The organism is Celeribacter arenosi (assembly GCF_039539485.1).
GTDB classification, from domain to species: domain Bacteria; phylum Pseudomonadota; class Alphaproteobacteria; order Rhodobacterales; family Rhodobacteraceae; genus Celeribacter; species Celeribacter arenosi.
Window position 1 is genome coordinate 156,814 of sequence record NZ_BAABDF010000003.1, and the last position, 12,549, is coordinate 169,362.

The following is a 12,549-nucleotide window of genomic DNA, read 5'->3' on the forward strand; positions in this document are numbered from 1 at the left end:
CCGAAAGCCTCATGTGACATGCTTCGTTTAGGAGATATCCGGAGGCTTCACTATGAAACGGGACACGTTGACCCTAGTCCTAGTTGGCCTGTTCATCGTCGGGCCAGCGATCCTTGCACTTTCCGCCTACATGGTAACGCAGAACCCTGCGTTGAGACCGCTTGGCATTACGTTTGAAAAACTGGTCGAGGCAGGCCAGATTTCAGACAAGTCGATGATCCTCGCAGTCATCGATATCGGGACTGACGCCCCCGGAAAGGCGTCGGAAACGGACTATGTCGACGCGTTGCAGTCGGCCTTTTCGCGTTACGATGTCGAGGCGCAGGTGAGGTTTCGCACGGTGCCGGGCGGGCGGGACGTCTTCGTGACCTATCTCGTCGGCCAAAGCCGCATCGGACCCTATCCTGTCTCGCGCGCGGCAGAAGGGATCAGACCAGCTGCAGAAGCGGAACGAATGCTTGTTGCGCAACGCACCGCTGTGGCGCGCGAAGCCGCGCGTCGTGCGGCTCTGGAGCCGTCTTTCTGGGATCGAATCTTCAACTGATTACATCTGTGTCGGCTTGCGAAGACGGCTCTCTGCGAGACCTAGTTTTCGCTCGCGCCAGATAATTGCGAGGCCCGCGACTATGATTATCGACGCCCCGAGCATCGTCGCTTTCGTCGGAAATTCCGCGAAAAACACGATACCCGCGATTAGGGCGAGGACCATCGAACTATACTCGAACGGGGCCAAAACCGCCGGACTCGCGTACCGATAGGACGCCGTTAGAAACACTTGCCCCAATCCTCCGCATAATCCCGCGCCGACGAGCGCGATAAAGGCCGCCGGTGCTGGCATGACCCACCCAAAGGGCAGTGTCGCAAGCGTCATGAGCGTTGATGTCACCGAGAACCAGAATACAATTGATGTCGTACTCTCCGTGCGGACAAGTTTGCGCATATAGAGCTGCACCAATGCGGCAATCCCCGCGCCACCAAGCGCCGCGACCGCTCCGAGCAGTTCACGTTCGCTGGGCTCCCCATTCATAAGCGTCAGCTTTGGTGCCAAGACAATCAGGACACCCAAAAGACCTGCGAAAACTGCCGTAAACCGGAAAACCCTCACCGGCTCATCCAGAAACATCGCCGAAAAAATCACGACGAGCAGAGGTGCGGCATACCCGATCGCCGTCGCATCCGGCAGCGGCAACAATGCCAGCGCCGCAAAGCCCAACATCATACCAAAAGACCCGACCAGCCCGCGCCAAACATGGGCCTGCACCGAATTGACCCGCACACCGGCGCGCAATCGACCAGTTACCGCGAGATATCCGCCAACCACCGGAATCGCAAAAAGTGACCGGAAAAATGCGGCCTCGAATGGCGGCACTGTCGCGCTGGCAAATTTCACCAAAACCGCCATGGACACGAAGACAGTGATGGACGCCAGTTTGAGCGCAATACCCCGCATCACCATTGGTCGTCTCCCCGCTAGCTTTCCTCCGCAGCACGCAATCGCACCGCCGCCCACCGCGCCGCATCGGCTACAGTGGTATCGGGATCATCCACCAGTGCCTGCGCAGATGGCAACAATTCGGGCTGCGCCGAATTGCCGATGGCGTAGAGCACGTTTCGCACAAAGCGGTCCCTTCCGATCCGTTTGATCGGTGATCCGGAAAACCGCGCCCGAAAACCCACGTCATCAAGCGCGGCCAATTCCGAAAGCGGCGGTGCTATCAAGTCGTCGCGGGCGGCATATTTTGCCTCGCTCGCTTTAACCGCAAACTTGTTCCAAGGACACGCCGCCAAACAGTCGTCGCAGCCATAGATGCGGTTGCCCATTTTGGCGCGTAAGTCTTCGTCGATCGGCCCGTGATGTTCGATCGTGAGGTAGGAAATGCACCGGCGTGCGTCGAGCTTGAATGGCGCCGGAAACGCATCCGTTGGGCACACATCCAGACAGGCACGACAGGACCCACAATGTTCGATTTCCGCCGGATCAGGGTCGATTTCGAGCGTTGTGAAAATCGAACCGAGGAAGAACCAGTTCCCCAGATCACGGCCCAGAAGGTTGGTGTGTTTGCCCTGCCAGCCAAGTCCCGCCTTCGCCGCCAAAGGTTTTTCCATCACTGGCGCGGTATCGACGAAAACCTTGATCTCCGTGTCCGCACCCGCCGCCTCAATGAGCCAGCGGCCCAGCCGTTTGAGCCGTTTTTTGACCACGTCATGATAGTCGCGCCCCTGCGCGTAGACAGAGATCGCACCTGTTTCGGGTCGCTCCAGAAATTCCATCGGATCGTGTTCGGGCGTATAGACCTCGGCCAGCATGATCACCGTGCGCGCCTGCGGCCAAAGCGCAGTTGGATCGCCGCGCCAAGCCATTCGCTCGGCCATCCATCCCATCTGTCCATGGTATCCTGCGTCGACAAAGGCATCCAGTCGGGCCCGCGCATCCGGCATGTCGGGCCGTGCAAAGCCAACCTTGGAAAACCCTTCTTCCAAGGCGCGCTGACGAATGGATTCTTTGTCTAATCCGGCCAAAAAGGCCCCCTTTTCTGACCAACCCCATATCCGGAACCGGTCGGCGTCAGCGGCCCGATCTGTTTAAAAATCGAGGTCCGCATAATGCGCGGGCGGTGGAAATCCAGCGACCTGATCGGCTAGGAGCGACCGGAACGCAGGACGCGATTTGATCTTTGCGTACCAATCCTTCACCCCCGGCTGGCGGTTCCAATCGACATCGGAAATATAGTCGAGCGATGACAAATGGGCCGCGGCCGCAAAGTCGGCCAACGTCATTTCATTCCCCGCCAACCACCGACGACGATCCAGAAGCCACGCCATGTAATCAAGGTGATACTTGATCGCTTTCGCGCCGGCTTTGACGTTGCCCGAATCCGGATACCCGGCCTTTTGAATTTTCCGGTTCACCCGCTCGTAAAGCAGGTTCGAGGTCACTTCATCATGGAATTTGTCGTCAAACCACGACACCAGACGGCGAACTTCGAACCGTTCCTGTGGATCGCGCGGCATCAACGACGGAGTTGGATGAATTTCTTCAAGGTACTCGCAGATTGCTGAACTCTCGGTGAGAATCATGTCGTCAATCCGCAGAACCGGCACTTTTCCGGCGGGGTTGCGGCGCAGAAAATCTGCATCCTTTTCCCAATACCGCTCTTCCACTAGCTCAACTTCGAGCTTTTTTTCGGCAAGACACAACCGCACCTTCCGACAGAAGGGCGACAAAGGTACATGGAACAATCTGATCATCATCTCACCTGTTTTCACCTACTTGCCGCGAAAGCCGCGCGGTTTCAATCCTCGAAACAGGACGCACGACCGTCCCGCGCAATTGTCGCCGCGCCATCTACGATTTGCGCGCTTCGCCGCTGAACGAAGGCACCCGCTTTTGCAGCATTGCGGTCCTTTGGCGCGGGCAGGACAGCGGCCAAACGACCGGCCTGCGTCGCGCTGAGCGCCTCGGGTCCGACCCCGAAATAGTGGCGTGATGCTGCCTCGACGCCAAATACACCGCGATCAAATTCCGCGATGTTCAAGTAAACTTCAAGAATGCGCCTCTTTGTCCATACGGCCTCGACAGCCGGTGTCAGCAAAGCCTCTAACGCTTTTCGCGGCCAACTCCGTCCATGCCAAAGAAAGGCATTTTTCGCCACTTGCTGAGTAATTGTCGACGCGCCGCGTTCGCCGCCGGCTTCGATAACCGACCGGATCGCATCGAGGTCGAACCCCCAATGTTGGCAAAAATTCGCGTCCTCCGCCGCCACAACCGCGCGCAGCATCACCGGCGCAACTTCGTCTACAGAGATCCATTGATAATCGACGCCGCCTTCACGCCGACTTTCGGCAATCATGTAAGGCGTCGTCGGCACAGGTAGAAAGCTATACGCAATCACCCAAACCATGCCCAGCACAGCAATTCCCAAAAGTCCGCGCAAGACCGTTCGGCGGACGCGTCGAATGCCCTGCGCGAGCCGGTTCTGCGGTTTGGATTTCGCCTTGGTTCTGGTTTTACGCGCCATATACGTGAAGTGTCACTGACCCGCCCCAAAGGTCAAGAGCCCAGCCCATCGATGCAAAAAGCCCCCGCAAAGGGGGGCTTTTCGACACAGCTTATTTCGACCCTATTCTGCGGGAATAGCGCCTTTTTCGATCGAGAGTGGCACAGGCAGATGTACCAACATCTCTTTCGGGCAAATCTGGACGAAATTGCCAATTTCCGATTCCCAATCAGACAAGATATCGCGTCCGCGGCGTGAGTTGGTTTCAGCCACATGGCGTTCGATAAGGTCACGCAATTGGGTTTCCCAATGATCCACGGTCACCGGGCAAGTCACCAGCGTTTCCATGTTCATCAGATCGAGCACCGTGCCTTCGGGATCGTACAGATAGGCCATTCCGCCAGTCATCCCTGCACCAAAGTTCGCGCCAATGGATCCAAGGATAACCGCAACACCGCCGGTCATGTATTCGCACCCGTTGGAGCCGCAGCCTTCGATCACGGCTTTGGCGCCGGAGTTACGCACCGCGAACCGTTCGCCTGCACGACCGGCAGCGAAGAGATAGCCATCCGTCGCACCGTAGAGAACAGTGTTCCCGATGATCGTGTTGCGTGCCGCCACCAGAGGTGAATGCATGGGCGGGCGAACGACAACAATCCCACCTGACAGGCCCTTGCCGACATAGTCATTGGCATCGCCCGACACTTCAATCTTAAGTCCCGGTGCGGCGAAGGCACCGAGCGATTGACCCGCCGAACCTGTGAGTTTCACGGTGAGATGGTCGTGCTGCAGGTTATTGCGCATCCCGAATTTCGACACGATGTGGCTCGAAGTTCGCGTCCCGATGGTGCGCAAAGTGTTTTGCACCGCGTAGGAAAGCTGCATTTTTTCGCCGTCGTTGAGAAAGCGCGCCGCGTCCGACACGATTTGTGCGTCGAGCGTATCGGGCACCGCGTTGCGCGGCTTGGAGCGGTCGTAGACGATCTTGTCCGCCCCATCTACCGTGATGAGAAGCGGGTTGAGGTCGAGATCGTCGAGATGCGCAGAGCCACGCGACACCTGCGTTAGCAGATCCGCACGTCCGATGACCTCGTCGAGGCTGCGGGCTCCAAGTTCGGCCAGCACTTCGCGCACTTCTTGAGCGTAGAAGGTGATGAGGTTCACGACCTTATCGGCATTACCGGTGAACTTTTCGCGCAGGCGATCATCCTGCGTGCACACACCAACAGGACATGTGTTCGACTGGCACTGACGCACCATGATACAGCCCATCGCGATGAGCGCAGCAGTGCCGATCCCGTATTCCTCGGCACCCATCATCGCGGCCATGACAATGTCACGACCCGTGCGCAGACCACCGTCGGTGCGCAGAGTTACGCGTTCACGCAGGTTGTTCATCGCGAGAACCTGATGCGCCTCGGTCAGACCCATTTCCCACGGCAAACCGGCGAACTTGATCGACGTCGCCGGAGACGCGCCTGTGCCACCGTTGTGACCCGAAATCAGGATGATATCCGCCTTCGCCTTTGCCACACCGGCCGCAATCGTGCCGACACCGGAGGACGCAACAAGTTTCACCGTCACTTTACAGCGCGGGTTGATCTGTTTGAGATCGTAGATCAGCTGCGCGAGGTCTTCGATCGAGTAGATGTCGTGGTGTGGCGGCGGCGAAATGAGCGTCACGCCCTTCGTCGAATGCCGCAACTTTGCGATCAGGTCCGTGACCTTCATACCAGGAAGCTGACCACCTTCACCGGGCTTGGCACCCTGCGCGACTTTGATCTCCAACTCTTCGCAGTGGATCAGATACTCCGCTGTGACGCCGAAACGTCCCGATGCGACCTGTTTGATCTTTGCGGATGCGTTGTCGCCATTGGGTTCCGGTGTGAAATCATCCGGGCTCTCGCCGCCTTCACCGGAATCCGACTTTGCGCCGATCCGGTTCATCGCAATCGACAAGGTGCGGTGCGCCTCAGGGGACAATGCGCCCAGCGACATGCCTGGCGTCACGAAACGTTTGCGAATCGAGGTAATCGACTCGACCTCTTCGATTGGCACAGGCTTTCCGATGGCTTTAAAATCCAATAGATCGCGCAGGTGGATTGGCGGGTTCGACCGCATCTTGGCCGAATACTGTTTCCACATCTCATATGACGCACGGTCACAGGCCGATTGCAGCATGTGCATCGACGTAGCTTCCCAAGCATGGGTTTCACCCGTCTTGCGCGCTTTGTAAAATCCGCCGATCGGCAGTGTATTGCCCCCGAGCCAGCCCTGTTTGTGCACGCCTTCCATTTTCTTCTGGATACCGCCGACACCGATGCCGGAAATGCGGCTGTGCATGCCGGGCAGGAACTCCGCGACCATTGCACGCGACAGACCGACCGCCTCAAAGTTCATGCCGCCGCGATAGGAGGAAATCACCGAAATCCCCATCTTCGCCATGATCTTCAACAGACCCTGATCCACAGCATCGCGATACTTTGCGACCGCATCGGTGAGCGACATATCCAAAAGCCCACGCTCGATACGGTCGGCCAGACTGTCTTCTGCCAGATAGGCGTTCACAATCGTCGCGCCACAGCCAATCAGCACAGCAAAGTAGTGCGGATCGATACATTCGGCCGAGCGCACTCCGATCGAACAGAATGTCCGCAACCCTTTGCGCGTCAGCCACGAATGTACCGCAGAGGTCGCCAAGATCATCGGCATAGCGACGCGATCCGGCCCTTGATGCTGGTCGGTGAGGACAATGTGCCCGCCGCCGGAACGCACGGCCTCTTCGGCCTCCGCACGGACACGGTCGAGGCCCTTGCGCAATGCTTCGGGACCCGCATTCACCGCAAAGGTACAATCGATCTCTTTCATGGGCGCGTTGAAATGGGTCTTGAGCGCGTCGAACTGTGCGTTGCCCACGAACGGGCTTTCGAGCACGAGAATCTCGGTCTGGCTCGAATCCTCGTCCAACACGTTCTTGAGGTTACCGAACCGCGTCTTGAGGCTCATCACGCGGAATTCGCGCAAACTGTCGATCGGCGGGTTTGTCACCTGCGAAAAGTTCTGCCGGAAGAAATGCGACAACGGGCGATACTTGGTCGACAGAACCGCCGATGGCGTGTCGTCGCCCATAGACGCCAGCGCCTCTTTGCCATCCTCGGCCATCGGGGCCAGCACCTGTTCGAGCTCTTCAATTGTGTAACCGGCCGCGATCTGACGTTTTTTCAGTTCGGCACCGGTAAAGAGAGCCGTTTCGGCGATGCCGCTCAGCTCGTCTTCGAGATCGTTGATCTTGCCGACCCACTCACCAAACGGCTGGGCCTCTGCTAGGCGGTTCTTGATCTGCACGTCGTGGTAGAGTTTGCCCTCGGCCATATCGATGGCGAGCATCTGACCAGGTCCGAGTGCACCTTTTTCCACAACGGTCGATTCATCTGTGGGCACCATGCCAACCTCAGAACCGGCAATAACCAATCCGTCACCGGTGACGACATAGCGCATCGGGCGCAAACCATTCCGGTCAAGCCCCGCACAAACCCAGCGACCATCGGTCATGGCGAGCGCGGCAGGTCCGTCCCATGGCTCCATCACGGAGTTCACATAGGAATACATGTCACGCCATGACTGGGGCAGTTCCTCGGCCGTTTTTGACCAGGATTCGGGCACCAGCATCGTCTTGGCCATAGGCGCGGAACGACCCGCGCGCACCAGAACCTCAAACACCGCATCAAGTGCTGCGGAATCCGACGACCCCTGCGGGCAGATCGGTTTGATATCCTCCGCCATCTCGCCAAAGGTAGACGAGGCCATGCGGATTTCGTGGCTCTTCATCCAGTTCAGGTTGCCCTTGATCGTGTTGATCTCGCCGTTATGCGCGAGCATCCGGAACGGTTGGGCCAACCACCACTGCGGGAAAGTGTTGGTCGAATAACGCTGGTGATAGATTGCAAAGGCGCTCTCGAACCGATCGTCGAGCAGGTCAGGATAGAACTCGGCAACCTGTTCGGCCAACATCATGCCTTTGTAGATGATCGAGCGGCACGATAAGCTACAGATATAGAGCGACTGCACACCGGCGGCGGCGGCGGCTTTTTCGATCCGGCGGCGAATGACGTACAACTCACGCTCGAATGTTTCCTCGTCCACGCCCTTGGAGTTGGAAATCAGGATCTGTTCGATCTCCGGACGGGTAGAATTGGCTTTTTCGCCCAGGCAATCGGTTTTCACCGGCACGTGGCGCCAACCATAGATGTAGTACCCCATGCGGAGCACTTCGCTCTCCACGATGGTCCGGCAGGTTTCCTGTGCGCCAAAATCAGTGCGCGGCAAGAACACCTGACCCACGGCCAGCAGTTCATTTTCGCGTGGTTTATGGCCGGTGCGCGTAACTTGGTCGTAGAAAAAGGGGACAGGGATCTGGACGTGGATACCTGCGCCGTCACCGGTTTTCCCGTCGGCGTCGACCGCACCGCGGTGCCAAATTGCCTTCAGCGCCGTGATGCCGTTCTCGACAACCTTACGCGACTTCGATCCGTCGACAGACACCACAAGACCCACGCCGCAGGAAGAGTGTTCATCCTCTTCGCGAAACAGCGCATTCTCGGTCATCCACTTGCGCTTCGCTTCTTCGCGGGCGGCCCAGTTTTCGTCGTATTTTGCCATGTTTTAACCCTTCCTCTTTGGTGGGTCAGGGCGAGTTGCCCTTTATTGAAAATTCATTCACCGGTGGTCGACTGTGATCGTCCGACACGCACCCGATGCGCCATTTTACCTACTGAGCCGCGATCGCCGTTGACTGGTCGATATACTCGAGCATCGCATCCGCGGCTTCGCGTCCATCGCGGATTGCCCAAACGACCAGACTTGCGCCGCGCTGGATGTCACCGCAGGCATAGACCCCATCGAGAGACGTCGCATGCGTGGTGAAATCAGCCATAACCGTGCCCCAACGAGTCACTTCGAGGCCCTCTGTTCCCCAAAGCTGTGGCAGGTCTTCGGGCGAGAACCCGAGTGCTTTGATGACCAAATCCGCCTCTTCGACGTAGTCCGCGCCTTCGATCACTTCGGGGCTTTGACGTCCCGAGGCATCCGGCGCGCCGAGGCGCATTTTCTGAACCATCACGCCCGAAACCGGATCGCCCGCGAACCCCTTGGGCGCAGCGAGCCAGACGAATTCCACGCCTTCTTCTTCGGCGTTCTGCGTTTCCCGCTGCGATCCCGGCATGTTGGCGCGGTCACGACGGTAGAGACATTTGACCGAGGTCGCGCCCTGGCGAACAGCTGTGCGCACACAATCCATGGCCGTGTCACCACCGCCGATCACGACGACATTCTTACCGGCCGCGTTCAGCTCGCCACTTTCATACTCTTCGACCGTATCGCCAAAGGAAACTTTGTTCGACGCAGTGAGGTAATCAATCGCACGAACGATGCCTTCTGCTCCGGATCCCGGACCAGCGAGATCGCGGGACTTGTAAACGCCCGTCGCGATCAGGACAGCATCGTGTTTGCCGCGAATAGCATCAAAGGAAATGTCTTCGCCGACTTCACAGTTGAGAATGAATTCAACGCCGCCATCCTCCAACTGCTTAACGCGCCGCATGACGATTTCTTTTTCGAGTTTAAAGCCCGGAATGCCATAGGTCATCAAACCGCCCGCGCGATCGGAGCGCTCATAGACAGTGACCTTCAAACCCGCACGTCGCAGGCGATCAGCGGCGGCCAAACCACCGGGTCCGGAGCCGATGATCCCGACACTTTCCTCGCGCTCAACAGCGGGCGAAATCGCCTGCACCCAGCCCTCTTCCCACGCTGTGTCGGTGATGTATTTTTCGACCGACCCGATAGTCACGGTGCCATGACCGGACTGTTCAATCACACAGTTACCTTCACACAAACGGTCCTGCGGGCAAATGCGGCCGCAAATCTCTGGAAAGGTGTTTGTCGCCTGCGAAAGCTCATATGCTTCCTGCAACCGGCCGGTCGCCGTGAGGCGCAGCCAGTCGGGGATGTTGTTGTGCAGCGGACAATGCGTCTGACAATAGGGCACACCACACTGCGAACAACGCGCGGCCTGCTCTTTCGCTTTGGTATCGGCGTATTCCGCGTAGATCTCGTGGAAATCCGATTTCCTGTCGTCTGCGTCCCGCTTGATCGGCATATCCCGATCCACAGTTACAAACTTCAGCATAGGCTCCTTCGCCATGTCGCAATTCTCCAAGCTGGTCGCAATTTCGCGTGTTCTACACGCAGTCAAAACGAAATAAAAGTCATAAACACTTCCCTATTTTTCGACTTTTTGCTCCCGACGCCCTATCCGCACGCCGCGTTTGCCGATTTTTAGGTCACTCATACTTACCTAACTTGCCTCTTCTCCTTTAGAATCAATGATTCTAACTTGGCGCGAAATTGAACCCAGCTCCTGAATTGGAATTCTTCCATGAGCCTCGCGTATCTCCTGATCGTCGCAATCATTCAGGGCCTCACAGAATTCCTGCCGGTTTCCTCGTCCGGACACCTGATTCTTTTGCCGATATTCATGGGCGTTCAGGATCAGGGCCAAGCGATCGACGTTGCGGTCCATGTGGGCACCCTCGGCGCGGTGGTTTCCTATTTTTGGCGGGACGTGAAAATGGCGCTCTTTGGCGTTCCGCGCCTCCTGACCGGACGGATTGATACCGCGGGTTCGCGCCTCGCCTTTCTATTGCTCATCGCAACTATCCCCGTGATCGTAGTCGGATTGCTGCTCAAGATCACCGGACTTTCGGACATGATGCGATCAATTGCGGTCATCGGTTGGGCGATGCTGATTTTCGGAATCGTGCTTTACTGGTTCGACCAGAAAGGGGCCGCAACCAAGGGGCAGGAAGAGTGGACGCTCCGCGACGCCATCATCCTTGGGCTGTGGCAAGCCGTCGCTCTCATTCCCGGCACTTCGCGCTCGGGAATCACGATTACCGGCGCACGCGCACTGGGCTATGCGCGCGAAGACGCAGCGCGCCTGTCGATGTTGATGTCCATTCCGACCATTATCGCGTCGGGCGCCTTGTTGGGTGCGGAAGTCGTCGGTGACGCTAACTGGCAACTCCTGCGTGACGCGGCAATCGGCGCGGCCTTCGCCTTTGGCGCGGCTCTATTCGCGTTGATTTTGATGATGAGACTGCTTCGCTCGGTTAGCTTCACGCCCTATGTAATTTACCGTGTCGCGCTCGGGACCATTTTGCTCATCATCGCCTACACGGCATAAAAAAGGCGCGCCTAAGAGCGCGCCTTTCCAAATTCTGATCACCCATCAGATGTCGCGAAGATTCTTCGCACTGTCGCGGATCGCATCGAACTGACCCGATGGGCGATACACCCAAAGGTATTCCTGCAAAACGGCCTCCATCGCCGTTGGCGCGATCCCAAGGTCGGAGAAACCTTTCGCGTCACTGGACACGACGTTGTCCAAGCGGAGGTTTTTCACCTGATCGCGCGTCAGGATTTTGTTGTGAAACAAACCCAATGTGATGAACTGCAGGACCGAAAACACCGAAGCCATGATGTTACCTACCCAGAAGGGCAGATTTAGCACGAGACGCTTGCGATGGATCTGACCCAACATATCGCCCATCAGGCCGGACAATGTATCGACGTCGGGCCCACCCAATTCATAGACGCCGCTCGCATCATCGGCCTCAATCGCCGCAACTGCGGCGCGGGCAACGTCATCGACATAAACGGGTTGGAATTTCGTGTCGCCGCCAACGATAGGCAGGACCGGACCCCAAAGCGCCATCTTTGCAAAACGGTTGAAGAATTCATCCTCGGTTCCGAAAATCACCGACGGACGCAGGATCGTCGCCCTCGGGAAAGCCGCGAGAACGCCGGCTTCGCCTTCGGCCTTGGACCGGGCGTATTCTGACTCCGCCTCGGCATCGGCACCAATCGCAGAGATATGCACCATCCGCGAAACGCCTTGGGCGGTCGCGATCCGCGCAATCCGCGCAGCGCCTTCCGCCTGAACAGCCTCAAACGAGTTTCTGCCCTTTTCCGTCAGAACGCCAACACAGTTAATGACGGCGTCGGCGCCGATCATCACCTCTTGGACAGATGCATCGTCGCGGATGTTGCAAAACACCGGCACAACCTGCCCGACCGCGCCATATGGTTTTACGTGGAGCGCCTCATTGGGATGGCGAACTGCCACGCGAACGCGCCAACCGGCCTTCGCCATGCGCCGTGCAATATAACGTCCGACAAAGCCGCTGCCGCCGTAGATGGTGACCAGTTTCGACATCTGCGTCTCCCCTATCAAAAGCCGCTTTTGGTTTAGCTTTTCGCGTCTCGCCGGACAAGTCGATAACGCATCCGTCGTAAACCATCCAAATCGACGTTGACAGTGCCCCCCCGCCTCTATAAATCGCGGCTTCACGACACCTGCCCAGGTGGCGGAATTGGTAGACGCGCTAGCTTCAGGTGCTAGTATTGGCAACGATGTGGAGGTTCGAGTCCTCTCCTGGGCACCATTTCCCCAAATATTTACCGCTCGCGCGGCGCTTGCCCAAGTGCCGCG

General features: G+C 57.8%; 9 protein-coding genes and 1 tRNA gene. 3 read left to right on the forward strand and 7 right to left on the reverse strand.

Annotation, left to right across the window (positions count from 1 at the left end; translation table 11 throughout):
- Positions 1–52 precede the first annotated feature (52 nt).
- Positions 53–544: a hypothetical protein gene (locus tag ABD815_RS02990; protein ID WP_344843256.1), complete on the forward strand. Its 492-nt coding sequence runs from the start codon at positions 53–55 to the stop codon at positions 542–544.
- Here ABD815_RS02990 and ABD815_RS02995 read toward each other — a convergent pair whose 3' ends face one another.
- The 6 genes from ABD815_RS02995 to ABD815_RS03020 all read right to left on the reverse strand — a co-directional run bounded on the left by ABD815_RS02995 (position 545) and on the right by ABD815_RS03020 (position 10,200).
- Entirely contained in the window at positions 545–1,456 is a 912-nt protein-coding gene (locus ABD815_RS02995; RefSeq protein ID WP_344843258.1) for a DMT family transporter, read from the reverse strand.
- Positions 1,457–1,470: 14 nt separating this feature from the next.
- Complete coding sequence (gene queG, locus ABD815_RS03000; RefSeq protein ID WP_344843261.1) at positions 1,471–2,520, reverse strand: tRNA epoxyqueuosine(34) reductase QueG; 1,050 nt, start codon at positions 2,518–2,520, stop codon at positions 1,471–1,473.
- Between the two features lie 63 nt (positions 2,521–2,583).
- A complete protein-coding gene (gene fzlA, locus ABD815_RS03005; protein ID WP_344843264.1) occupies positions 2,584–3,249 on the reverse strand; it encodes an FtsZ-binding protein FzlA in 666 nt (221 codons plus the stop codon).
- 44 nt (positions 3,250–3,293) lie between these two features.
- On the reverse strand, positions 3,294–4,019 hold the full coding sequence (gene mtgA / locus ABD815_RS03010; protein WP_344843266.1) for a monofunctional biosynthetic peptidoglycan transglycosylase: 726 nt from the start codon (positions 4,017–4,019) through the stop codon (positions 3,294–3,296).
- A 102-nt stretch (positions 4,020–4,121) separates the two neighbouring features.
- The gene (gene gltB, locus ABD815_RS03015) at positions 4,122–8,657 is read right to left on the reverse strand and encodes a glutamate synthase large subunit (RefSeq protein ID WP_344843269.1); all 4,536 of its coding nucleotides are present in this window, start codon (positions 8,655–8,657) and stop codon (positions 4,122–4,124) included.
- 109 nt (positions 8,658–8,766) lie between these two features.
- Complete coding sequence (locus ABD815_RS03020) at positions 8,767–10,200, reverse strand: NAD(P)-dependent oxidoreductase (protein WP_344843271.1); 1,434 nt, start codon at positions 10,198–10,200, stop codon at positions 8,767–8,769.
- Positions 10,201–10,434: 234 nt separating this feature from the next.
- Here ABD815_RS03020 and ABD815_RS03025 point away from each other — a divergent pair, with 234 nt between their 5' ends.
- Positions 10,435–11,241: an undecaprenyl-diphosphate phosphatase gene (locus tag ABD815_RS03025; protein WP_344843274.1), complete on the forward strand. Its 807-nt coding sequence runs from the start codon at positions 10,435–10,437 to the stop codon at positions 11,239–11,241.
- Positions 11,242–11,286: 45 nt separating this feature from the next.
- Here the strand turns inward: ABD815_RS03025 and ABD815_RS03030 are convergent, their stop codons facing one another.
- On the reverse strand, positions 11,287–12,273 hold the full coding sequence (locus tag ABD815_RS03030) for a complex I NDUFA9 subunit family protein (protein ID WP_344843276.1): 987 nt from the start codon (positions 12,271–12,273) through the stop codon (positions 11,287–11,289).
- A 142-nt stretch (positions 12,274–12,415) separates the two neighbouring features.
- Here ABD815_RS03030 and ABD815_RS03035 point away from each other — a divergent pair.
- Positions 12,416–12,502 (forward strand) — tRNA-Leu (locus ABD815_RS03035).
- Positions 12,503–12,549 lie beyond the last annotated feature (47 nt).